Raw genomic sequence first — 24,146 nt, forward strand, 5'->3', positions numbered from 1 at the left:
GTGAGTATCATGACTGTCGTTAACTGCCCTACCTGCTCGGCCAAAGTCGAGTGGACTGAAAAAAATAAATTCCGCCCATTTTGCTCGGAACGCTGCAAACAGATCGACCTGGGCGCCTGGGCCGAGGAAAAATACACGATACCGGCCGCCGATCCACTTGATGATCCATTGGATCAGGATGGTTTGAAGGAATAGCAGCCTGGCCGGAATACGTGCTGCGCACTCATCCGGTCTGCCCGACCTGCTCGACCTCCCCGAAACTTGCATGCCGCGCTGCGGCATGCACAGCCATCACGCCGCCTCGCGCCGCACCTCATCGAGCCACTCCAGCAACGGGATCGTGGCCGGCAGCAAAGGCTCGACGCCTACCGTCCCCTGCCACGCGAACGCCTGCCCTTCCAGGCTTTGCGGCTCGCCGCGCCATTCCCGGCTGATGTAGAAATGCAGCCGCACGTGGGCGTGCGGGTAGATATATTCAACGCCGCACCACGCTTCGGCGCTGTCGATGTGCAAACCCAGCTCTTCGACGAATTCGCGCTTCAGCGCATCGATGATCGCTTCGCCCGGTTCCACTTTGCCGCCCGGGAATTCCCAATAACCGTCGTAGGGCTTGCCGGCCGGACGCTGGCCCAGCAGCACGTCGCCGTTCGGTTTCATCAAAATGCCGACCGCGACGTCGACCGGTGTTGTCTTAACTTGGCTCATGCGGCAGCTTTCCGGCGTAATCCTTGGCGAATTGCCACGCCACCCGGCCTGAACGCGAACCGCGCTGCAAGGCCCAGCGCAGGGCGTCGCCGCGCGCGCTGTCGATTTGCTGCGCATCGCAGCCGAACGAGGCCAGCCAATGGCCGACGATGTCGAGGTAATCGTCCTGCTTGAACGGGTAGAACGACAGCCACAAACCGAAGCGTTCGGACAGCGAGATTTTCTCTTCCACCGTTTCGCCCGGATGCAGGTCGCCGTCGTCGTCGGTCTTGTAGCTGCTGTTGTCGGACATCCGTTCCGGCATCAGGTGGCGCCGGTTCGAGGTCGCGTAGATCAGCACATTGTCCGATTGCGCGGCAATGCTGCCGTCCAGCGCCACTTTCAGCGCCTTGTAGCCGCTCTCGCCTTCTTCGAACGACAAGTCGTCGCAGAAAATGATGAAGCGCTCGGGCCGGCCGGCGACCAGGTCGACGATGTCGGGCAAATCGGCCAGGTCGGCCTTGTCGACTTCGATCAGGCGCAAGCCGTCATTGGCGAACTGGTTCAGACAGGCCTTGATCAGCGACGACTTGCCGGTGCCGCGCGCGCCGGTCAGCAGCACGTTGTTGGCTGGCCGGCGCTGCACGAACTGGCGCGTGTTTTGCTCGATCTGCAGCTTTTGCGTGGCGATATTCTGCAAGTCCGACAGCGCGATGCCGGACACATGCTTCACCGGCTGCAGATAACTGGCGCCGCCGTTGCGGCGGCGCCAGCGGAAAGCGAAACCCAGCTTCCAGTCCGGCTCGCGCGGCGCTTGCGGCAAGATCGCTTCGACCCGCGCCAGCAACGCCTCGGCGCGCACCAGGAATTGATCGAGTGAACTCATGAGCGGTAATCGGCGTTGATGCTGACGTAATCGTGCGACAGGTCGCAGGTCCACAAGGTGGCGCTCGCGTCGCCGCGGGCCAGCTTGACGCGGATCGTGATTTCGCTTTGCTGCATCACGCGCTGGCCATCCTGCTCCTGGTAGTCCGGGTTGCGGCCGCCATTCTTGGCGACCCATACATCGTCCAGGTACAGGTTCAGCTGGCCGACGTCGAGGTCGTCCACGCCGGCATAGCCGATCGCCGCCAGGATGCGGCCCAGGTTAGGGTCGGAGGCGAAGAAAGCGGTTTTCACCAGCGGCGAATGGGCGATCGAATAGGCGATCTTGCGGCACTCTTCGATATTCTTGCCGTCTTCGACGGTGACGGTCATGAACTTGGTCGCGCCTTCGCCGTCGCGCACGATGGCTTGCGCCAGGAAGGTCGACAATTCGGTGACGGCGGTCGCCAGCGCCGCGTATTCCGGCGAGTCGATGCTATCGACGCGCAAGGTGCCGGCGCCGGTGGCGATCAGCATGAAGGAATCGTTGGTCGACGTGTCGCCGTCGATGGTGATGCAGTTGAACGACTTGTCGGCGGCCTGCTTCACCAGGTGGTCCAGCACCGGCTGCGCCACGCTGGCATCGAACGCCAAAAAGCCCAGCATGGTCGCCATGTTCGGCTTGATCATGCCGGCGCCCTTGCTGATGCCGGTCAGGGTCACCGTGTGGCCAAGGATGTCGACCGTGCGCGAGCCGGCTTTGGGCTGGGTGTCTGTGGTCATGATGGCTTCGGCGGCCGAGAACCAGTTGTCGGCGGTCAGCGCGGCGACCGCTTGCGGCAAGCCCGCCACCAGGCGCTGCACCGGCAGCGGCTCCAGGATCACGCCGGTCGAAAACGGCAGGATCTGTTCCGGCGCGCAATCGAGCAATGCGGCCAGCGCAGCGCACGAGGCGTGCGCATCGGCCAGGCCGGATGCGCCGGTGCCGGCATTGGCGTTGCCGGTATTGACCAGCAGCGCGCGAATCGGCGCGGCGCCGGCGGTCACGCCGGCCAGGTTGGCTTTCGCCACTTGCACCGGCGCGGCGCAAAAACGGTTCAGCGTGAATACGCCCGATACCGACGCCGTCGGCGCCAGTTTCAAGACCAGCAAATCCTTGCGGTTCGGTTTCTTGATACCGGCTTCGGCGACGCCGATGTCGATGCCGGCGACGGCTTTCAAGTCAGCGGCGACGGGTTTGGGGGAATTGACGGCCATATGAGTTCTTTAGCGTGGAAAGTGGTGGAAATGGAGCCGCTATTGTAATCCCATAATTGCCGCGTGCGCGGCGTCAATATGGCCGCGCGCTTTTGATCGGCGAAAAAAAAGCGGAGCACCGAAGTTCCCCGCTTTTTGGCGCCTCAAACTAGCCGGCTTAGGCCAGCTTGCCGTGGCATTGCTTGAATTTCTTGCCGCTGCCGCAAGGACATGGATCGTTGCGGCCGACCTTGATGCCGCCCATCGTCAATCCATCGCTGTCGTCCGGGCTGGCGGTCGGCGCCAGCAATTCCTCGGGCGCCGCGTCCGGATTGAAATCGGCGTGCTGGTAATGCACGTTTTCGACGTGCGATTGCTGCATCGCCGCTTCCGCCGCGTCGATTTCCTCGCGCGACTGGATGCGCACCGTCATGACCAGCTTGACCACTTCATTCTTGATCATGTCGAGCATCTGGCCGAACAGTTCAAACGCTTCGCGCTTGTATTCCTGTTTCGGGTTCTTTTGCGCGTAACCGCGCAAATGGATGCCCTGGCGCAGGTGGTCCAGCGCCGCCAGATGTTCGCGCCAGTGGTTGTCGACGCCGGTCAGCATGACGTTGCGCTCGAAACCGCCGAACGATTCCTTGCCGACGATCGCGATCTTGGCCTGGTACACCGCATCGGCGGCGCCGATCACGCGCTCGAGCAATTCGTCGTCGGTCAGGTTCGGCTCGGCTTCCAGCGCCGCTTGCAATGGCAGCTCGATTTGCCATTCGGACGCCAGCGTCGCTTCCAGCGCCTTGACGTCCCACTGTTCCTCGACCGACTCTTCCGGCACATAGGTGCGCACCAGGTCGGTGAACACGCCATGGCGCAGCGATGCAACCAGTTCCGAAATATCGGTCGCTTCGAGCAGCTCGTTGCGCTGCTGGTAAATCACCTTGCGCTGGTCGTTGGCGACGTCGTCGTATTCCAGCAATTGCTTGCGGATGTCGAAGTTGCGCGCTTCCACCTTGCGCTGCGCCGATTCGATCGAACGCGACACGATGCCGGCCTCGATCGGCTCGCCTTCCGGCATTTTCAGGCGGTCCATGATGGCGCGCACGCGGTCGCCGGCGAAGATGCGCAGCAGCGCGTCGTCCAGCGACAGGTAGAAGCGGGACGAACCCGGATCGCCCTGGCGGCCGGCACGGCCGCGCAACTGGTTGTCGACCCGGCGCGATTCGTGGCGTTCGGTGCCGATGATATGCAGGCCGCCGGCGTTGACCACATGGTCGTGCAGCGATTGCCATTCATCGCGCAGCGTCTTGGCTTGCGCCGCCTTGTCGGCGTCCGCGATGTCCGGATTGGCTTCGATGAACTTGATCTGGTTTTCGACGTTGCCGCCCAAAACGATGTCGGTACCGCGGCCGGCCATGTTGGTGGCGATGGTGATCGCTTTCGGGCGGCCGGCCTGGGCGATGATTTCCGCCTCGCGCGCATGCTGTTTGGCGTTCAGCACGTTATGCGGCAATTTCGCTTTGGTCAGGATGCCGGACAACAGTTCCGAATTCTCGATCGAAGTGGTGCCGACCAGCACCGGCTGGCCCCGTTCGTAGCAATCGCGGATGTCGATCAGCATCGCATTGTATTTTTCTTCCGACGACTTGTAGACCTGATCCTGACGGTCCTTGCGCTGCAATGGACGGTTTTGCGGGATCACGACGGTTTCCAGGCCATAGATTTCCTGGAATTCGTACGCTTCGGTATCGGCCGTGCCGGTCATGCCGGCCAGCTTGCTGTACATGCGGAAGTAGTTCTGGAAGGTGATCGAGGCCAGCGTCTGGTTCTCGTTCTGGATCTTGACGCCTTCTTTCGCTTCGACGGCCTGGTGCAAGCCATCCGACCAGCGGCGACCGGTCATCAGACGGCCGGTGAATTCGTCGACGATCACCACTTCATTGTTTTGCACCACGTAGTGCTGGTCCTTGAAGTACAGCGCGTGGGCGCGCAAGGCCGCATACAGGTGGTGCACCAGCGTGATGTTGGCCGAGTCGTACAACGAGGCGCCTTCCGGCAGCAAACCCATTTCGGTCATGATCGCCTCGGCGCGCTCGTGGCCGACTTCGGTCAGCAGCACCTGATGCGCTTTTTCATCCTTGGTGTAATCGCCGGGCACCTCGACCTTGCCCTTGCCATCCGGCGTTTCCTCGCCGATTTGCAGCGTCAGACGGCCAGGCACGGCATTGATCTTGTGATACAGGTCGGTATGGTTTTCAGCCTGGCCGGAAATGATCAGCGGAGTACGCGCTTCATCGATCAGGATCGAGTCGACTTCATCGACGATGCCGAAATTGAGCGCGCGCTGGACCCGGTCGCGCGCTTCGAACACCATATTGTCGCGCAGGTAGTCGAAGCCGAATTCATTGTTGGTGCCGTAGGTGATGTCCGACGCGTAGGCGACTTGCTTGGCGTCGTGCTCCATCTGCGACAGGTTGACGCCGGTCGACAGGCCCAGCCAGCCATACAGGCGGCCCATGGTGTCGGCATCACGCTGCGCCAGGTAATCGTTGACGGTAACGATATGCACGCCCTTGCCCGACAAGGCGTTCAGATAGGCCGGCAGGGTCGCCATCAGGGTCTTGCCCTCGCCGGTGCCCATTTCCGCGATCTTACCGTAGTGCAAAACCATGCCACCGATCAATTGCACGTCGAAGTGGCGCATGCGCATCACGCGCTTGCTGGCCTCGCGGCACACGGCGAACGCTTCCGGCAACAAGGCATCCAGCGTCTCGCCATTGGCGAGGCGTTCCTTGAAGGCAGGCGTCTTCGCTTGCAGCTCGGCATCCGACAGCTTTTCGATGACCGGCTCGAGCGCATTGATCTCGCGTACCGTTTTTTGGTATTGCTTGAGCAGCCGCTGGTTGCGGCTACCGAAAATCTGGGTCAGTAATGACATGCTTGAATTCTTGAAAAAACGCCGTTAAAAAAAGCTCGCTTGGTGACAACTAGGCAAAAATCGCGTTACCGCACGGAGTTCGAGTATGGCAAAAGACGATGATTTTATCATGCGACGCAGCCAAGATTGGGATATTGGCCTATATAACAATAGGGCGATGATAAACAATGTCGGCCAATTCCGGAAATTTATTCACTTCCGGCCGCCGCGCCGGCATGCCCCGCTCGCCAGCCGGCGGGCAACTGTGATATGTTGCGCGCTATGCGATCCCCCACTTTTTTCCAGGCGCCGCGCCGCAAGTTCAACCAGCCCGTCAGCGGCGCCACCGACTTTTTGCGCAGCAACGCCACCATGGCGTCGCTGCTGCCGACCGTCGCCCGGCTGGCGTCGCTGCAAAAAGATTGCGCACAAGCGTTGCCGGCCATGTTCAGCCAGTGCGACATCCTGCAATTCGAGGGCGGACACCTGGTGCTGGCGACGCCGAACGCGGCGGTGGCGGCCAAATTGAAGCAGCAATTACCGAAATTGCAAGCCGAGCTGGAAAAACGCGGCTGGCAGATTTTCGCCATCAAGCTGAAAGTGCAAGTGATTAAAAGCATCGCGCCGGTGGTCTATACCCGGGCGCTGGTGTTGCCGGAAAAGGCGATGTCGGCGCTGGATGAATTGAGCAATACCTTGCCGGCGTCGAAACAGAACCAGGACTTGATCGCGGCGCTACGGGCGCTGGTGCAGCGCCACCGCGATCCATCAGACTAACGTCAAGTTAGCGACCACTCGCGTTCCATCTGCCTCAGATACGATTGCGGCGCCGCCTCATTGGTATCGAACGACACGACTTCATAGGCGTCCGGCTGTTGCAGCAAGGCCAGCAGCAGCTGGTTATTCAGCGCGTGGCCGGATTTATGCGCCGTGTAGCTGGCCAGCAAGGGATGGCCGATCAGGTACAAGTCGCCGATCGCGTCGAGTATCTTGTGGCGCACGAATTCATCTTCATAGCGCAGGCCGTCCGAATTGAGGATACGGTATTCATCCATGACGATGGCGTTTTCCAGCGAACCGCCACGCGCCAGTCCCATGCCGCGCAAGCTTTCGACGTCCTGCATGAAACCGAAGGTGCGCGCGCGCGCCACATCGTGCACATACGACACGTCGCCGAAATCGACTGTCGCGCGCTGCGTCGTGCCATCGACCGCCGGATGGTTAAATTCAATGAAAAAGTCCAGCTTAAAACCTTCGTGCGGACTCAGACAGGCCCATTTTTCGGCGTCGCCTTTGCCGTGGCGCACTTCCACCGGCTTGATCACACGGATGAATTTTTTCGCCGCCGCCTGCTCTTCGACGCCCGATTGTTGCAACAGGAACACAAAAGAAGACGCGGAACCGTCCATGATCGGAATTTCCTCGGCGCTGACGTCGATATACATATTGTCGATGCCGAGGCCGGCCGCGGCCGACATCAAGTGCTCGACCGTCGACACCCGCGCGCCATCCTTGATCAGCACCGAGGCCATGCGCGTATCGCCGACCGCCATCGCGCTGGCGGGAAATTCCACCACCGGCGTCAAGTCGACGCGACGGAACACGATGCCGGTATCGATCGCCGCCGGCCGCAAGGTCAGTTCGACCTTGGTGCCCGAGTGCAAACCGACGCCGACTGTACGGACCAATTGTTTGATAGTGCGTTGTTTTAACATCCGTCGATTATATCAATTTGGCGTTTTCTCGTTGCGGCCCAGAATTTTCTACGCCAGAAAAACCACAATCACGGATGTTCGCTGTCGATATGCACCGCCTCGCGCCGCACCAGGTAGATGCCGCTGGCAATGATAATCCCCGCGCCGAGCAAGGTATATTCATCCGGCAAGGTGCGCCATAGCAACCAATCCAGGCCCATGCCCCAGGCCAATGCCGAATATTCGAACGGCGCCACGCTTGACGCCTTGCCCGTGCGAAACGCCTCGGTAATCGCCAATTGCCCCAGGAAACCGCTGACCGACAAGCCAAGCAGCAACCAGACATCCTGACGGCGGATGGCCACCCACTCGTGCGCCGACAGCAGCACGCCACCGATCGCCATCATCACCATCAGCCAAAACACCATGCTTTCGCTGGCGTCGCTGCGGCTCAGCACCCGGCCGGTGATCGCCGACACCGCATAACAGGACGCCGCGGCCAGCACCGCCAGTCCGCCCAGCGAGAAAAACTGTGCGCCGCTGGGGCGCAGCACCACCAGCACGCCGCCCATCCCGACCGCGATCGCGCACCAGCGCTGCACATCGACTTTTTCTTTTAAAATAAATACCGACAGCGCCGTGATCAGCATCGGCGCGATGAAAAACAGCGCATACGCCTCGGCCAGCGACAGCAGCCGCAAACCGTAGGCGAACAGCGTGATCATCGCGATGCCGAGCCCGCCGCGCAGGAAATGCAGCGGCCAGCGCACCTTCAGCACATGTGTAAACGCACCCCGGTACAGCAGGTACAGGCACACCAGCGGCAGCGACGACAGCGCGCGCAAGGCAGTCACCTGCATCGCCGGATAGTTGGCCGACAGCAGCTTCATGGCTGTGTCCATCAAGGAAAACATGGCGGCGGCGATCAGCATCGCATAGATGCTGCGCAGGTTTTGCGAACGAGAACTCATAACGGCCCATAAAATGCATCCGCTTGCCGAGGAGCAACTCCATCGAGCAAGCTGTCAATGATCAGGAAACAACGGCCAAACGCGCATGTTCCCCCTGGGCCGGGGTGTTGAACATTACTGCTGGGTACACGTTTCTGTGCCGAAACCACCTCCCTTGTATTCAGGTTGATAATAATAACTGGTAAACACCCATTTGTTCGCCTTGTTCTTCGACATGGTGCCGACACTGGTGCCATAGTCCTTGCCGCTGGTATCCAGGTTGGCAAAAGATACGGCCACTTGCTTGCCCTTAGCTATCGCACTGCCTTTGTACGACGCATAGTCAGGCACCTCCATCGTCAACGTGTAAGCGCCGCGGTCGCCGCTACTTTGCGCGGCGGCCAGCGCAACCTTCAAGGTGACGCCGAATGCGCCATCGCGGTTATCGTTGCCGGCGCAATCGTAGGTCCCACTAAAATTATTTCCCGTAAATGCAGGCTGGGCATATGCGCTACAGGACAGCACAGCCAAAGCGCACATCAGAATACGTTTCATCACATCTCCTAAAAATTAAATAGTGTTACAGCCGCCGATTGCCTCGATATACATTCCAAAGCGACAAGACGCGGTTAACATAACACAAAATAGTTTTCATAGGAAACAATTTACATTCCGCATACAAAGATGGCGCCCATCGCTACGCCAAAGGCAACAGCATCACCAATTTCAATTCATGGCGCCGCGCCAGGTGCAGCGTCACCTGGTTAAAACTGACGGCGCCCGACAGCGGATGCTGGAAACAGCGTACTCCGCCATCGCGCCCCAGTACTTGCTGCGTTTCCCAGCACTGGCGAAACTCGGCGCTGGCTTGTATCAATTCGTCGATCAGGGCGGACAGCGGCGGCTGGTCGGCATGCCGGCCGGCATCGGCGCGAAATTCCGCCACCAGCCGCCGCGCCCGTTCCGGCCAGTCGGCAATCAATGAACGCGCACTCGCTGCGCGGAACATGAAACGCAGCTGGTTCGGCGCAGCGCCGCCCTGCTCGCGATCGAGCCAGCCGGTGAACAAGCGTGCGGCGTCGCGGTTCCAGGCCACCGCATCCCACCCGCGGTCCAGGATATACGCCGGCGCGGCGATCGCCTCGACAATCGCGGCCAGCCCGTCGTCGCCCGCTTCGCCGCTCGCGCCCTGGTTCGGGTCGAGCTTGTCGGCCACCGCAAACAGATAGGCGCGTTCCGCCGCGCTCAGTTGCAGCACTTGCGCCAGCCGGGCCAGCATCGCGGCCGACGCCGACACCGGACGGCCCTGCTCCAGCCAGGTCAGCCAGGTTGGGCTGACGCCGCACAATTGCGCCAGCTCTTCGCGCCGCAAGCCCGGCGTGCGGCGCCGGCCGCCACCGGACAGGCCGGCCTTGGCCGGCGTGACCGCTTCGCGCCGGGCACGGATGAATTCGCCTAATTTATTCGACATGGTGACGCGGGATATAGAGCATGGGAATATTTCATGGTAGTACTTATACCAGTATAAGTACTTGTCTTGTTACAGGATAAAAACCGTCTTATTCTGCATCAACCCTATCTTTGATGGAGAAAAACATGCAACAGCAAGATGTCATCGCCCAACAATTCGGCACCAGCGCCAGCGCTTATCTGAGCAGCGCGGTGCACGCGCAAGGCGCCGACCTGGTGCTGATGCAGGAAGCGGCGCGCCGCCTCGGCAAACCGAATGTGCTCGATCTCGGCTGCGGCGCCGGCCACGCCAGTTTCGCCGTGGCGCCGGTGGCACGATCGGTCACCGCGTTCGACTTGTCGCGCCAGATGCTCGATGTGGTGCAGCACGCCAGCGGGCAGCGTGGCCTCGACAATATCGCCACGCAACAGGGCGATGTGACCGCGCTGCCATTCGGCGACGCCAGCTTCGATATGGTGGTGACGCGTTTTTCAGCCCATCACTGGTTCGACGCGGCGGCCGCGCTGCGCGAGGCCTGGCGCGTGCTGCGCCCGCAAGGCAGGCTGCTGATCGTCGACATCGTGGCGCCAAAAAACGCGTTGTACGACAGCACGCTGCAAGCGGTGGAATTGCTGCGCGACGCTTCCCACGTGCGCGATTACCGCAGCTGCGAATGGGGCGCCAAGCTGGAGACGGCCGGTTTCACGCACCAGTTGCGCAGCCAGTGGAAGCTGCAAATGACATTCGGCGACTGGGTGACGCGGATGCGCACGCCGGCGCCGCGGGTACAGGCAGTGCGCGACCTGTTCGATACGGCGCCGCAGGAAGCGCGCGATTATTTTGCGCTGCAAGACGATTATTCGTTCACCATCGACGCGGCGCTGTTTGAAGCGGTGAAACCGGCGCGGCAATAAGCATGAGCAATGAGTAATGAGCAACGGCGCCGCATGGCGCCGTTGCTCAGGATTGCTGAAAAGGCTTATCGATGGATAGGAACTTCCTTGCAAATCCGATAAAACCGGATCGGACCAACTTTAAGCTTTTCCACAGGCTGGGAACTTGGGCCGAACAGCAATATCTGGTACTGACCAAGCTGGGCCTCTCCATTCCAGCGGGTGCCATCGCCGAACGGTCCGTAATTGTATGCCTTGAATGTTTCTCCGGTACATGCGGACATTTCCGCACGATAACGCGCTCGGCCGGAGCGGTCAGTGGTGGCCACATATTGTTGCCGGGTTTCTCCATCATATTTATTGCGATCCAGGACAAACAGCACAGCCTGTCCTTCGACTGGATTACCCTCGGTATCGCTGACTTTGACGCTCAAATCGAGGTAATGGGCCGCCTCCACTCCATAGCCGTCGAATTTCGGATACCAATGCGTCAAGTTTTCACTATTATAACTATCATAATCGGCAATAAAGAAATCCGGCGTTTTGACGTGCACGGTATAAGGCTGTACGGCGGGCGCCGCTGGATTGACGCCGCTGACGCGCACGATCACGCCATAGACGCCATTCGCATCGGCACGCGGAATACCGTTGAGCGTCAGGGTCCTGCCCGATTCGACCGCGGCCAGCGGTCTTTCATCTGCCCACGCATAACTGCCATCCGTATTTTTCCGTCCCAGCCGGATGCCTGCCGATTGCTGCGCGGTAAAGTTAATGGTGATGTCAGCCGAACTTTGGTTGCGCTTGAGCGGGAAAAAATAATAATCCTGGTCCGTGCCCGGCACATCGATATTCGCGTTCACCGTCTGGTTAATCGGCGCCAACGCCGGCTTGCTGATTTTATCGTTGACTTCAAACGCATCGAAGCCCTGGCTCGACCACGCGCCGAACTGGTAAGCCTGGCCGCCGGGACCATTCGCGGCTTGCACCACCAGTACCAGCCGCGCCGACTGGCTGATGCTTTGCATCAGCAGCGGATTGTTCGGGCTGGCATCGAAGTCCAGTTCCACATCGCGGATCTGACCGGTGGCCGGATCGACTTCAAACAGATAGCCAACCGCATTGATGCCATCCGGCAACAACGCCTTGCTGTCGATCTTGGTTTTATCGTTGACCACGAATTGGTAGCACTTCAAGCCGCCGGCGGCCGGCGTGCTGTCGGTGTACACAAAGCCGGGCTGGATTTCGGGACAGCCGGCGATCGGCGCGGGAATCGCATCGCCGGCGGCCAGCATACGCATGGCGCCCGGCACCGCCGCGCGCCGCGCCGGATCTTCGCGATGCAGTTTTAATTGCACGGCCAGCGCGGCATTTGGTTCAGCCTGGATGCTGCGCGCCGCACTGCCCTGGCCAAAAACGGCCGGCGTCGCGGCCCGTACAACGGGCGGGTTATTCAATGCGGTCGCCAGCAAGATCGGCTTGGCGCTATCCGGGTCGGCGCTATTCTGGCTGGCCGCCTGCGCGATGATATTCGACGATGCCAATATTTTTGAGCCGCTATCGGCCGGTCCGGAGGCATCTCCGCCGCCGCAAGCCGCCAATAATGCACTGAGGCAGGCGCTTAAAACAAGACTGCTTTTTCTCATGACTACCAGTTCTCCCTTTTATTAAAAATCCAGATAAAACATATTTATTTTAATATTTAAAATAAAATATCAAATGAATATTATTGTATTTTTATAAAAATGTAAACGAATAGCCAATTGAAAAATTATGAAATTTCCTCTTTAGTATATTTATTTCAATCCAATGAATATGATTTTAATACAATGAGGATGCATAATGAGCAATTAATCGAAATAAAATGCACGTCAAAAAATCGGCCATAAAAAAATGGCGCACGCGGCGCCATTTTTTATTGCAGCGAAACAGCTTACGCCAATTGGCCCAGCAGGGTTTCCGCGTTCGATACTTCGAATTTGCCGCCTTGTTCGATATTGAGCTGGGTGACCACGCCGTTGTCGACCAGCAGCGAATAGCGCTGCGAACGGGTGCCCATGCCAAACTTGCTGAAGTCGGCATCCAGGCCCAGTGCCTTGCTGTAAGCGGCATTGCCGTCAGCCATCATGCGCACGAAACCGACCGCTTTTTGATCGCGGCCCCAGGCGCCCATGACGAATGCGTCATTGACCGAGATGCACCAGATTTCATCGACGCCCTTGGCTTTCAGGTCGGCGGCGTGCTGGACGTAGCCCGGCACGTGCTGTGCGGAGCAAGTCGGGGTGTACGCGCCTGGCAAGCCGAAGATGGCGATCTTCTTGCCTTTGACCAGTTCTTCCACCTTGAAGGTGTTCGGTCCCAGCGCGCAGCCTTCGGTTTCGGTTTCGATGAATTCGGACAGGGTGCCTTCTGGCAGGATGTCGCCGATTTTGATGGTCATATTGACTCCTTATATTGGATGCTTGCTAAATTGGACAGGCCAAAAAGAAGCCGCGCCAGGCGCGGCTACTCCAGGCACTGGCCAACAGTATGCCTGACTTGGATGCTTTATGCAGCAAGCGCCCCGTGCCGGATGGCCGGGGCGCCGTGCCTCAAGCGGCTTGCTTAATCCGCCTGCTTGCGCAGGAAAGCCGGAATGTCGTAGGTTTCCATGCCGTTCTTTTCCATTGCGCGCACTTGCTCGGAAGCCGATTCGCGGCGCCATACCGCCGGCGCCTTCATGCCGTCGAACGCTTGCGCCGGCACCGCCATGCCGACCGACGTCGCGGCGGCCGCACCGCCCATCGACGCCGCTGGATTCAGCGGGCTGTTGTGGGTGCCGGTGCGCAGCATTTGCTGCGGTACCAGCTGGATGTTTTTCTTGGCGCGGCCCAGGCCGGTGGCCACCACGGTGACGCGGATATCGTCGCCCATCGCATCGTCGTAGGCGATACCTTGCGCGATCGATGCATCCGGCGCCGCGAACGCACGCACGGCGGCCATGACTTCCTTGATCTCTTTACCTTTCAGGCCACGGCTGGCGGTGACGTTGACCAGCACGCCGCGCGCGCCGGACAGGTCGATGCCGTCCAGCAGCGGCGAGGCGACCGCCTGCTCCGCCGCGATGCGCGCGCGGTCGACGCCGGACGCGGTGGCGGTGCCCATCATGGCCTTGCCCTGCTCGCCCATGATGGTTTTCACGTCGTTGAAGTCGACGTTGATATGGCCCGGCACGTTGATGATCTCGGCGATCCCGGCCACCGCATTGTTGAGCACATCGTCGGCGTGCTGCATCCACTCCAGCATGCTTTCATCTTCGTAGATCTCTTCCAGTTTTTCATTCAGGATGATGATCAGCGAATCGACGTGCAGCGACAGCTGCTCCAGGCCTTCGTCGGCGATATCCATGCACTTCTGGCCTTCGTACGAAAACGGCTTGGACACCACCGCCACCGTCAGCGCGCCCAGTTGCTTGGCCACTTCCGCGACGATAGGCGCGGCGCCGGTGCCGGTGCCGCCGCCCATGCCGGCCGCGATGAACACCATGTGCGCGCCGCGCAACGCGTCTTCGATGCGCGCGCGCGAATCTTCCGCCAGTTGGCGGCCGACTTCCGGCTTCATCCCGGCGCCCAGGCCGGTGTCGCCGATCTGGATGATATTGTCCGCCTTGGACGCCGACAGCGCCTGCGCATCGGTGTTGGCGGCGATGAATTCAACGCCGGACATGCCTTTGTTGATCATGTGCTGCACTGCATTGCCACCCGCGCCGCCGACTCCGACGACCTTGATGACGGTACCTACGGCTGCGTTATCGACCATATCGAACTCCATGATGTGCTCCTTCAGAATGCGGTTTCCAAGCGCCAGGCCTCATATTCGTAGGAGAGCTGGAGATTGAAAACTGCGGTTAAATTTAAATAAATAGTGTGTACCTGCGCTGTAACCGAAAACCGTGCAACCTGAACCATGCAACCAAACCGTGCTTAAAAATTCCCCAGGAACCATTCCTTCATGCGCTGCCAGACCGCCTTCACCGAGCCGTCCTGCCGCGTCACGATGTGGCCGCGCAGGTACTGCTTTTTCGCTTCCAGCAGCAAGCCGAGCACTGTCGCGTAGCGCGGACTGCGCACCACGTCGGCCAGCTGGCCGCGGTAATCCGGCGTGCCCAGGCGCGCCGGCTTCAGGAAAATGTCTTCCGCCATTTCGACCATGCCCGGCATGATCGTGGTGCCGCCGGTCAGCACGATGCCCGACGACAGCACCCCTTCGTAGCCCGATTCGCGCACCACCTGGTGCACCATCGCGAACAATTCCTCGACGCGCGGCTCGATCACCGCCGCCAGCGCCTGGCGCGACAGGTTGCGCGGGCCACGGTCGCCCAGGCCCGGCACTTCCAGCGTCTCGCCCGGATCGGCCAGCACCTGCTTGGCGACGCCGTAGCGGATCTTGATTTCTTCCGCTTCCGAGGTCGGCGTGCGCAGCGCCATCGCGATGTCGTTGGTGATCTGGTCGCCGGCGATCGGGATCACCGCCGTGTGGCGGATCGCACCGTCGGAAAACACCGCCACGTCGGTGGTGCCGCCGCCGATGTCGATCAGCACCACGCCCAGTTCCTTCTCATCGGCCGTCAATACCGAGTCGGCCGAGGCCATCGGCTGCAGGATCAGGTCGGACACTTCCAGGCCGCAGCGGCGCACGCACTTGACGATGTTCTGCACCGCCGACACCGCGCCGGTGACGATGTGCACCTTCACCTCCAGCCGGATGCCGCTCATGCCGATCGGCTCGCGCACGTCTTCCTGGCTGTCGACGATGAATTCCTGCGGCACCGTGTGCAGCAATTGCTGGTCGGTCGGGATGTTGACCGCCTTCGCCGTCTCGATCACGCGCGCCACGTCGGTGGCGGTTACTTCCTTGTCCTTGATGGCCACCATGCCGCTCGAATTGAAGCTGCGGATATGGCTGCCGGCGATGCCCGCATACACATTGCGGATCTTGCAGTCGGCCATCAGCTCGGCCTCTTCCAGCGCGCGCTGGATCGACTCGACGGTGGCCTCGATATTGACCACCACACCCTTCTTCAATCCCTTCGATTCGTGCTGGCCCAGCCCGATCACTTCGTGGCGCCCGTCGGACATCACCTCGGCGACCACCGCCACCACTTTGGAGGTGCCGATGTCGAGTCCGACGATCAGGTTTTTCGCGTCTTTTGTCATGTCTGTCGCCTACTGTATGTTCTTGATGATTGGCTTTAAATTATTCGGTTTTTTCTTCAGCGCTGCCGACTTCTTGCCTTCCGCCGGAATCACCAGCCCGGCGGAACTGAGCGCCAGGCCATTTTGGTACCGCATATCGATGGTGTCGATATTGTCCAGCCGGCTCGCCAGCTGCGGATAAATCCCCACCAGCCGGTCGACCCGTTCCTTCAGGGTGCTGCGGGTCTGCTCGCGCCCCAGCGCCACGCTCATGCCGTTGTCCAGCTTGACCGTCCACGCATAACGGCTCGACAGCGACAGCGATTCCGGCACCAGCTTGATCGGCGCAAACCACTTGCGCAACAGCGCGAAGGTCGCCAGCACGTCTTTCTCGCTGCCGTCCGGCCCGAAAAACTCGGGCAGCACATGGTCGTCTTCCGCCTCGGCCAGGTTGGCGGTGAACACATCGCCCTTGACCGACAGCAGCCGGCCATCCTCGCCCCAGGTGCCGAGCGCCTCGTGTTCGTCCAGCGTGACGATCAGCTGGTTCGGCCACTCGCGGCGCACGGTGGCGCGGCGCACCCAGGGCACCGATTCAAACGCCTGCCGCACGCTGTCCAGGTTGGCGGTGAAAAAATTTCCCTTGATGCGGCCCAGCGTGGCGCTGCGCAGCGTCAGGTGATTCACGTGGCGCAAGCCGGACGACTGCATGCTCTCGACGCGTATCATCCGCAAGGTAAACATCGGCCGCTGCGCCAGCCACCAGACGCCGGCCGCCACGCACACGAGCATCACCAAGGCCAGCAAGGCGTTGGCGGTCGCGTTCAAGGTTTTAGCGTCTTGCCACATGGTTTACCGTCCCTGCCCTTGCTGCTTCGGTCCCGACATTTTCAAGCGCGCCGTGCCGACGATTTCCAGGCACAGGTCTTCATAGCTGATACCCACCGCGCGCGCCGCCATCGGCACCAGCGAATGGCCGGTCATGCCCGGCGAGGTATTCACTTCCAGCAAAAACGGCCGGTTATCGCTGCTCCGCAGCAGCACGTCGACCCGGCCCCAGCCCTCGCAACCGAGGCTGCGGTACGCTTCCAGAGCGATGCGCTGCATTTCGTCAGTGGTCGCCTGGTCCAGCACCGCCGGGCAGAAATACTGCGTATCGTCGGTAAAGTACTTGTTCTGGTAATCGTAATTGCCTTGCGGCGCGACGATTTCCACCACCGGCAAGGCGCGCGCACCGGCGCCGTGGCCCAGCACCGCCACGGTGAACTCGCGGCCGGTGACGAATTCCTCGGCCAGCACCGAATCGTCGAGACCCGCGGCGATATCGTAGGCCGCCTGGAACGCCGACGCTTCGCTGACCTTGGTGATGCCGATGGTCGAGCCTTCGTGCGGCGGCTTGACGATCAGCGGCAAGCCCAATTCGGCCGCGACCTGGTTCAAGTCGGACTGGTCGTCCAGCACCGCGTACTTCGGCGTCGGCAAGCCGTGCATCAGCCAGATCAGCTTGGTGTAAATCTTGTCCATGCCGACCGAGCACGCCATCACGCCGCTGCCGGTGTACGGGATGCCCAACTGTTCCAGCGCGCCCTGCAGGCTGCCGTCTTCGCCGAAGCGGCCGTGCAGCGCGATGAACACGCGGTCGAATTTTTCCGCCGCCAGTTCGGCCAGGCTGCGCACGCCCGGATCGAAGGCGTGCGCATCGACGCCGTGGCTTAACAGGGCATTGAGTACGCCATTGCCGGACATCAGCGACACTTCGCGCTCCGCGGAACGGCCGCCGAACAGCACGCCGACCTTGCCCAATGCTTTAACGTCGATAACTGAGGTTTGGTTCACGTCAGGCCTTGATAAATGTTGTAGGTTGATTTTTCAGCAGCGCCGGAACGCCGCTGATCGAGCCGGCGCCCATCGTGACGACCACGTCGCCGTCGCGCGCCACGCTGATGATGGTGTCGCGCATGTCGCTCATTTTTTCGACGAAGATCGGTTCGATCTTGCCCCGTGCGCGCAGCGCATGCGCCAGTGCGCGGCCGTCGGCGGCGACGATCGGCGCCTCGCCGGCGGCGTACACTTCGGCCAGCAGCAGCACGTCGACCGTGCCGAGCACCTTGACGAAGTCTTCGAACAGGTCGCGGGTGCGGGTATAGCGGTGCGGCTGGAACGCCAGCACCAGCCGGCGGCCCGGGTACGCGGCGCGTGCGGCGGCCATCGTCACTTCGGTTTCCACCGGGTGGTGGCCGAAATCGTCGACCAGCGCGAAGCTGCCGCCGCCGGCCAGGGCGATTTCGCCGTAGCGGGTAAAACGGCGGCCGACGCCGGCGAATTCCGCCAGGCCCTGCTGGGTGGCGCTGTCGCCGATGCCGATTTCGCGCGCGATGGCGATCGCCGAGCAGGCGTTCTGCACGTTATGCATGCCAGGCTGGTTCAGCACCACGTCGAGCGCCGGATAACCTTCCTGCAGCACCGTGAAATGCATTTCCAGGCCAACCGCGCGGGCGTTCACGGCGCGCACTTCGGCGTCCTCGGCAAAACCGTAGGTGGTCACCGGCTTGGTCACGAACGGGATGATGGCGCGCACGTGCGGATCGTCGATGCACAGCATCGCGCGGCCATAGAACGGCAGCCGGTGCGTGAATTGCACGAAAGCCTGCTTCAGCTTTTCAAAGTCGTGCTCGTAGGTTTCCATGTGATCGGCGTCGATATTGGTGATCACTTCGATCATCGGCGCCAGGTTCAGGAACGACGCATCCGACTCGTCGGCCTCGGCCACCAGGTAGTCGCCGGAACCCAGTTTCGCATTCGCGCCGGCGCTGGTCAGGCGGCCGCCGATGACGAAGGTCGGGTCCAGGCCGCCCTGCGCCAGCACCGACGCGACCAGGCTGGTGGTGGTGGTCTTGCCGTGCGTGCCGGCGATCGCGATGCCGCGCTTCAGGCGCATCAGTTCACCCAGCATCACGGCGCGCGGCACCAGCGGAATCTTGCGGCTGCGCGCAGCCTGCACTTCCGGGTTGTCTTGCGGCACCGCGCCGGAAGTGACCACCGCGTCGGCGTCGCCGATATGGGCCGCGTCGTGGCCCAGCATGACTTTGGCGCCCAGGCTTTCCAGCCGCTGGGTCGCGGCATTGCTGCCCAGGTCGGAGCCGGACACGGTATAGCCCAGGTTGACCAGCACCTCGGCGATGCCGCTCATGCCGCTGCCGCCGATGCCGACGAAATGGATGTTTTGTACTTTATGTTTCACGTATGCAGTCTCTGTTTCAATCTCAATATAGGGTCAAGCCGATTTTTCGGGTCAAGCAAAATTTGTCAGGCTAATTGTTCCAGTACCGCCGCGATCGCGTCGTTCGCGTCGCGCTTGCCGACGCCAAGCGCCGCCAGCGCCATCGCCTGGCATGCCTCGCGGCTCAAGCCCTGCAGCAGCGCCGCCAGCGACGCCGCCGTCATCTCGGTCTGCGGCAAGTGAATCGCCGCCGCTTGCTGCTCCATCCATTGCGCATTGTTGCGCTGATGGCTGGTGGTCGACGCCACCAGCGGCACCAGCACGCTGGCCACGCCGGCGGCGGTCAATTCCGAAACCGTGATCGCGCCGGCGCGGCAAATCACCAGGTCCGCCTCGGCATACGCGTGCGCCATGTCGTCGATGAAATCGACCACGTTCGCGTCCACGCCAGCCTGCGCGTACGAAGCGCGCAACGCGTCGATATTCTTCTTGCCCGACTGGTGCGTCACCAGCGGACGCCGTTGCTGCGGGATCAGCGCCAGCGCCGGCGGCAAGCTGTCGTTGAGCGCCCTGGCGCCCAGGCTGCCGCCCACCACCAAGATGCGCAACGGTCCATCGCGGCCCTCGAAGCGGCTTTGCGGCCCCGCCATGTCGAGGATTTCGCGGCGCACCGGATTGCCGGTGACGACCGCCTTGGCCGCCGCATTGCCGAAATCGGCCGGGAAACCGAAGCACACCTTTTGCGCCACCGGCGTCAAGGTCTTGTTCGACAACAGCAGCGCCGCATCGGCGTTGACCAGCACCAGCGGCAGACCGCGCAAACGCGCCATCAAGCCGCCCGGCACCGTCACATAACCGCCCATGCCCAGCACCACGTCCGGCTTGCGCTTGCCGATGAAACGCAGGCAGGCGAAAAAACTGGCGACCAGCTTGAAAGCGCCGCTGACCGTATGGGCCAGGCCCTTGCCGCGCATGCCGGAAAATTCGACCGCGTCCATTTCGATGCCATGCTTCGGCACCAGCTCCTGTTCCATGCCGTGCGAGGTGCCCAGCCAGCTGACTTGCCAGCCGCGCGCGCGCATGGTTTGCCCGATCGCCAGGCCGGGAAAAATATGGCCGCCGGTACCGGCCGCCATGATCATCAATCGTTTTTGCTTTACTGAAGTCATAACCTGCCACCACGCATCAAGACCCGGTTCTCGTAGTCGATCCGGAGCAGGATCGCGAGTCCGACGCAATTAATCAATACTCCGGTGCCGCCATAACTCATCAGCGGCAAGGTCAGGCCCTTGGTCGGCAGCAAACCGAGGTTGACGCCCATGTTGATGAAGGTTTGCACCCCGATCCAGATGGCGATGCCTTTCGCGGTCAGGCCGGCGAAGGTCTGGTCGATGGCGATCGCCTGGCGGCCGATGTCGAAGGCGCGCTTGATAATCCAGTAAAACATCGCGATCACCACCAGCACCCCCGCCAGTCCCAGCTCTTCGCCTATCACCGCCAGCAAGAAGTCGGTATGCGCTTCCGGCAGATAGTGCAGTTTCTCGACGCTGCCGCCGAGGCCGACGCCGAAAAATTCGCCGCGTCCGAAGGCGATCAGCGAATGCGTCAACTGGTACGCCTTGTTCAGCGCATTGTCTTCCTGCCACGGGTCCAGATACGCGAAAAACCGCTCGCGGCGGAACTTCGACAAGGCGATGATGGCGATGAAAATCGCCGCCAGCATGGCGCCGATGCCGCCGAACCAGATCGCATTGACGCCGCCCAGGAACAGGATGCCCATCGCGATGCAGACGATCACGCCGAACGCGCCCAGGTCAGGCTCCATCAGCAGCAGCAAGCCGACGAAGCTGACCGCCAGCGCCATCGGCATGAAACCCTTGGTCAGCTTGTGCATGAATTCCTGCTTGCGCACCGTGTAATCGGCAGCGTACAGCACGATCACGACCTTCATGATTTCGGAGGGCTGCACGTTGAACAGGCGCAGCTTCAGCCAGCGCTTGCCGCCGTTCACCGACAGGCCGATGCCGGGCACGAACACCAGCGTCAGCAAGATCAGCGTGCCGATAAACAGATACGGCGCCCAGCGCTGCCAGCTGGCCACCGGCACCCGGAACACCAGCGCGCCGACTACGATCGACACCGCGATAAAGGCCGCCTGGCGCACCAGGAAATAGCTGTTGCTATAGGCCGAAAACTTCGGCGAATCGACCAGCGCGATCGACGCCGAATACACCATCACCATGCCGAACAACATCAGCAACACCACCACCCACACCAGCGGCTGGTCGTATTCCATCATCTTCGACGGCCGCGCATTGCTATCCATCGGCTTGGAGGCCGACCCGGCAAAGAGGCGGAATGGCAGTTGCAAGGCCATCAGATATCCTGTCCCTGTTCCAGTGCGATGTCGCGTACCGCGTCGACGAACACTTGCGCGCGGTGGCCGTAATTGTTGAACATGTCGAGGCTGGCGCAAGCGGGCGACAGCAGCACCGCGTCGCCGGCCTGCGCCAGTTGACTCGCCTGTTGCACCGCTTGCGGCAAGGTCGCGCAATCGACCAGGTCGACGCCGGACGGTTCCAGCGCGGCCCGCAAGGCCGGCGCGTCGCGGCCGATCAGCAGCACCGCGCGCACATAGCGCGACACCGGCTCGGCCAGCGGCGAAAAATCCTGGCCCTTGCCGTCGCCGCCGGCGATCAGCACCAGACGCTGGCCGGCGCCGCCGAACGCCTTGCCGAGGCCGAACAGCGCGGCCACGGTGGCGCCGACATTGGTGCCCTTGCTATCGTCGTAGTATTCGACGCCGCTGATCGCCGTGATCAATTCGACCCGGTGCGGCTCGCCCTGGTATTCGCGCAGGCCGTGCAGCAGCGGCGCGAACGGCAAATCGATCGCGCGGCACAGCGCCAGCGCCGCCAGCGCGTTGGCCGCATTGTGCTGGCCGCGGATTTTCAGCGCGTCGGCCGGCATCAGTTTCTTGGCCGTGGTGGCGACCGGTTCCGGCGCCGGATCGTTCTTGCGGCGTTTTTTCTCGATCACTTCCTCACTCGGCACGGCGGTCGCCAGCCAGAAAATGCCGCGCTCGTTTTGCAGGCCGAAACTGTCGACGCCGGTGGGCTCCCCGGTGCCGAAGGTGATCGCGGCGGCCAGCGGATCGGCCATGCGCATCACGTGGGCATCGTCGCGGTTCAGCACGCGCACCGTGTCGCGGCCGAAAATACGCGCCTTGTCAGCCGCATACGCTTGCATGTCGCCATGCCAGTCGAGGTGGTCCTGGCTCAGGTTCAGCACGGTGGCCGCGTCGGCTTGCAGGCTGAACGTGGTATGCAGCTGGAAGCTGGACAATTCCAGCACCCAGGCCTGCGGCAGCGGGTGCGCGTCGGACGCCTGATCCAGCACGTCGCGCAGCACGTCCAGCGCGGCCGGGCTGATATTGCCGGCCACCCGCACCGACAGGCCGGCGCGCTGGCACAGCAGGCCGACCAGGCTGGTCACCGTGGTCTTGCCGTTGGTGCCGGTGATGGCGATGACTTTCGGCTGGTAGCCACGGTCTTCCTTCAAGGCGGCCAGCGCCTGGGCGAACAATTCGATTTCGCCCCACAGCGGGATGTCTTTATCGGCGGCGGCCGGAATGATCTCGGCCAGTTCGCGGTTCGGCGCCAGGCCGGGGCTGACGGCGATGATGTCGACGCCGTCGACCAGGCCGGCGTGGAACGGCCCGGCGACGTAGCCGGCGTCCGGCAGCGCGGCGCGCAGGTCGGCCAGCCGCTGCGGCGCCTCGCGCGTATCGGCCACGCGCACCGACGCGCCGCCGCGGGCCAGCCACAGCGCCATCGCCAGCCCGGATTCACCGAGCCCCAGCACCAGTACTTGTTTGCCGGCGTAATTCATTAGCGTAACTTCAACGTGGTTAAACCAAGCAAGACCAGCATCATCGTGATGATCCAGAAACGCACCACGACCTGGGTTTCGCGCCAGCCCTTTTGCTCGAAATGGTGGTGCAGCGGCGCCATCAGGAATACCCGGCGGCCGACGCCATAGCGTTTTTTGGTGTACTTGAACCACACCACCTGGATGATCACCGACAGCGTTTCGACGACAAAGATGCCGCCCATGATGAACAGCACGATTTCCTGGCGCACGATGACGGCGATGGTGCCCAGCGCGCCGCCCAGCGCCAGCGCGCCGACGTCGCCCATGAACACTTGCGCGGGATGGGTGTTATACCAGAGGAAGGCCAGTCCCGCGCCCGCCATCGCGCCGCAAAAGATGATCAATTCGCCGGCGCCCGGGATATGCGGGATGAACAGGTATTTCGAATAACTGGCGCTGCCGGTCAGGTAGGCGAACAAGCCCAGCGCGGTGCCGACCATCACGGTCGGCATGATCGCCAGGCCGTCCAGGCCATCGGTGAAATTGACCGCGTTGCTGGTGCCGACGATGACGCAATAGGTCAGCGCGATGAAACCCCAGACGCCCAGCGGATAGCTGATGGTCTTGAAGAACGGCACGATCAAGTCGGCTTTCGGCGGCAAGTCCATCGAAAAGCCCGATTGCACCCAGGAGTAGATCAATTGCCACACCTGGCCGGCGTCCGGTTCCGACACCGACACCGAAAACGCCAGGTAAAACGCGGCCACCAGGCCGATCAGCGATTGCCAGAAATATTTTTCGCGCGAGCGCATGCCGTTCGGGTCTTGCCGCACCACCTTGCGGTAATCGTCGACCCAGCCGACCGCGCCAAAGCCCAGCGTGACCACCAGCACCGGCCAGATGAAGCGGTTCGACAAGTCGGTCCACAGCAGCGTCGACACGCCGATCGCCAGCAGGATCAGCACGCCGCCCATGGTCGGCGTGCCGTGTTTTTTCAGATGGGTTTGCGGACCGTCGGTGCGCACCGCCTGGCCGACCTTCATGCGGGTCAGCATGCGGATCACGGCGGGACCGGCGAACAGGCCGATCATCACCGCCGTCAACGTCGCGAACACCGCGCGGAAGGTGATGAAATTGAAGACCCGCAGCGGGCCGAGGTCTTCCTGGAAATAGTGGGCGAGCCAGAGCAGCATG

At 61.7% G+C, this 24,146-nt stretch carries 22 protein-coding genes; 3 read left to right on the forward strand and 19 right to left on the reverse strand.

Annotated features, from left to right (window positions below):
• Positions 1-6 precede the first annotated feature (6 nt).
• The gene (gene yacG / locus GJA_RS26900; RefSeq protein WP_081905662.1) at positions 7-195 is read left to right on the forward strand and encodes a DNA gyrase inhibitor YacG; all 189 of its coding nucleotides are present in this window, start codon (positions 7-9) and stop codon (positions 193-195) included.
• Positions 196-291: 96 nt separating this feature from the next.
• Here yacG and GJA_RS20680 read toward each other — a convergent pair whose 3' ends face one another.
• The 4 genes from GJA_RS20680 to secA form a co-directional block, all read right to left on the reverse strand.
• Complete coding sequence (locus GJA_RS20680; protein WP_038496062.1) at positions 292-705, reverse strand: NUDIX domain-containing protein; 414 nt, start codon at positions 703-705, stop codon at positions 292-294.
• Positions 692-1,570 (reverse strand): ATP-binding protein, encoded by an 879-nt coding sequence (locus GJA_RS20685; protein WP_038496064.1) that lies wholly within the window; start codon positions 1,568-1,570, stop codon positions 692-694. Before GJA_RS20685 ends, GJA_RS20680 begins: the two co-directional genes overlap by 14 nt.
• Positions 1,567-2,805 (reverse strand): bifunctional glutamate N-acetyltransferase/amino-acid acetyltransferase ArgJ, encoded by a 1,239-nt coding sequence (gene argJ / locus GJA_RS20690; protein ID WP_038496066.1) that lies wholly within the window; start codon positions 2,803-2,805, stop codon positions 1,567-1,569. Before argJ ends, GJA_RS20685 begins: the two co-directional genes overlap by 4 nt.
• Before the next feature lie 157 nt (positions 2,806-2,962).
• Complete coding sequence (gene secA / locus GJA_RS20695; protein ID WP_038496068.1) at positions 2,963-5,722, reverse strand: preprotein translocase subunit SecA; 2,760 nt, start codon at positions 5,720-5,722, stop codon at positions 2,963-2,965.
• Positions 5,723-5,983: 261 nt separating this feature from the next.
• Here secA and GJA_RS20700 point away from each other — a divergent pair, with 261 nt between their 5' ends.
• Positions 5,984-6,478 carry a DciA family protein gene (locus GJA_RS20700; protein WP_051781472.1) on the forward strand — a complete coding sequence of 165 codons (495 nt, stop codon included), beginning with the start codon at positions 5,984-5,986 and terminating at the stop codon, positions 6,476-6,478.
• Positions 6,479-6,480: 2 nt separating this feature from the next.
• On the opposite strand, the gene lpxC is transcribed toward GJA_RS20700, so the two are convergent.
• The 4 genes from lpxC to GJA_RS20720 form a co-directional block, all read right to left on the reverse strand.
• On the reverse strand, positions 6,481-7,416 hold the full coding sequence (gene lpxC / locus GJA_RS20705) for a UDP-3-O-acyl-N-acetylglucosamine deacetylase (RefSeq protein ID WP_038496072.1): 936 nt from the start codon (positions 7,414-7,416) through the stop codon (positions 6,481-6,483).
• A gap of 68 nt (positions 7,417-7,484) precedes the next feature.
• Positions 7,485-8,327, reverse strand: a complete 843-nt coding sequence (locus tag GJA_RS20710; protein ID WP_038500634.1) for a DMT family transporter — start codon at positions 8,325-8,327, stop codon at positions 7,485-7,487.
• A 153-nt stretch (positions 8,328-8,480) separates the two neighbouring features.
• Complete coding sequence (locus GJA_RS20715; RefSeq protein WP_038496074.1) at positions 8,481-8,900, reverse strand: hypothetical protein; 420 nt, start codon at positions 8,898-8,900, stop codon at positions 8,481-8,483.
• A gap of 142 nt (positions 8,901-9,042) precedes the next feature.
• A complete protein-coding gene (locus GJA_RS20720) occupies positions 9,043-9,816 on the reverse strand; it encodes a helix-turn-helix transcriptional regulator (RefSeq protein ID WP_051781199.1) in 774 nt (257 codons plus the stop codon).
• A gap of 125 nt (positions 9,817-9,941) precedes the next feature.
• On the opposite strand from GJA_RS20720, the gene GJA_RS20725 reads away from it, so the two are divergent.
• Complete coding sequence (locus GJA_RS20725; RefSeq protein ID WP_038496078.1) at positions 9,942-10,709, forward strand: class I SAM-dependent methyltransferase; 768 nt, start codon at positions 9,942-9,944, stop codon at positions 10,707-10,709.
• Positions 10,710-10,774: 65 nt separating this feature from the next.
• Here GJA_RS20725 and GJA_RS20730 read toward each other — a convergent pair whose 3' ends face one another.
• From GJA_RS20730 to mraY, 11 genes are all read right to left on the reverse strand, one after another.
• Positions 10,775-12,331 carry an Ig-like domain-containing protein gene (locus GJA_RS20730; RefSeq protein WP_144241607.1) on the reverse strand — a complete coding sequence of 519 codons (1,557 nt, stop codon included), beginning with the start codon at positions 12,329-12,331 and terminating at the stop codon, positions 10,775-10,777.
• A 287-nt stretch (positions 12,332-12,618) separates the two neighbouring features.
• Positions 12,619-13,125 carry a peroxiredoxin gene (locus GJA_RS20735; RefSeq protein ID WP_038496082.1) on the reverse strand — a complete coding sequence of 169 codons (507 nt, stop codon included), beginning with the start codon at positions 13,123-13,125 and terminating at the stop codon, positions 12,619-12,621.
• Positions 13,126-13,289: 164 nt separating this feature from the next.
• Positions 13,290-14,495 (reverse strand): cell division protein FtsZ, encoded by a 1,206-nt coding sequence (ftsZ, locus tag GJA_RS20740; RefSeq protein WP_038496084.1) that lies wholly within the window; start codon positions 14,493-14,495, stop codon positions 13,290-13,292.
• Between the two features lie 152 nt (positions 14,496-14,647).
• Positions 14,648-15,880, reverse strand: coding sequence for a cell division protein FtsA (ftsA, locus tag GJA_RS20745; RefSeq protein ID WP_038496086.1), 1,233 nt, complete (start codon positions 15,878-15,880; stop codon positions 14,648-14,650).
• Between the two features lie 9 nt (positions 15,881-15,889).
• On the reverse strand, positions 15,890-16,708 hold the full coding sequence (locus GJA_RS20750) for a cell division protein FtsQ/DivIB (protein ID WP_038496088.1): 819 nt from the start codon (positions 16,706-16,708) through the stop codon (positions 15,890-15,892).
• 3 nt (positions 16,709-16,711) lie between these two features.
• Positions 16,712-17,695, reverse strand: coding sequence for a D-alanine--D-alanine ligase (locus GJA_RS20755; RefSeq protein WP_051781200.1), 984 nt, complete (start codon positions 17,693-17,695; stop codon positions 16,712-16,714).
• Position 17,696: 1 nt separating this feature from the next.
• Entirely contained in the window at positions 17,697-19,100 is a 1,404-nt protein-coding gene (gene murC / locus GJA_RS20760) for a UDP-N-acetylmuramate--L-alanine ligase (RefSeq protein ID WP_038496090.1), read from the reverse strand.
• A 65-nt stretch (positions 19,101-19,165) separates the two neighbouring features.
• Entirely contained in the window at positions 19,166-20,248 is a 1,083-nt protein-coding gene (gene murG, locus GJA_RS20765; RefSeq protein WP_038496092.1) for an undecaprenyldiphospho-muramoylpentapeptide beta-N-acetylglucosaminyltransferase, read from the reverse strand.
• Positions 20,245-21,456, reverse strand: coding sequence for a putative lipid II flippase FtsW (gene ftsW, locus GJA_RS20770; protein ID WP_038496094.1), 1,212 nt, complete (start codon positions 21,454-21,456; stop codon positions 20,245-20,247). The genes murG and ftsW overlap by 4 nt, the downstream gene beginning before the upstream one ends.
• Entirely contained in the window at positions 21,456-22,970 is a 1,515-nt protein-coding gene (gene murD / locus GJA_RS20775) for a UDP-N-acetylmuramoyl-L-alanine--D-glutamate ligase (protein ID WP_038496096.1), read from the reverse strand. Before murD ends, ftsW begins: the two co-directional genes overlap by 1 nt.
• On the reverse strand, positions 22,970-24,145 hold the full coding sequence (gene mraY / locus GJA_RS20780; RefSeq protein ID WP_038496098.1) for a phospho-N-acetylmuramoyl-pentapeptide-transferase: 1,176 nt from the start codon (positions 24,143-24,145) through the stop codon (positions 22,970-22,972). The genes murD and mraY overlap by 1 nt, the downstream gene beginning before the upstream one ends.
• Position 24,146: the final 1 nt, after the last annotated feature.

The sequence above is a fragment of the Janthinobacterium agaricidamnosum NBRC 102515 = DSM 9628 genome (assembly GCF_000723165.1).
In the GTDB taxonomy this organism is placed as follows: Bacteria; Pseudomonadota; Gammaproteobacteria; order Burkholderiales; family Burkholderiaceae_D; genus Janthinobacterium; species Janthinobacterium agaricidamnosum.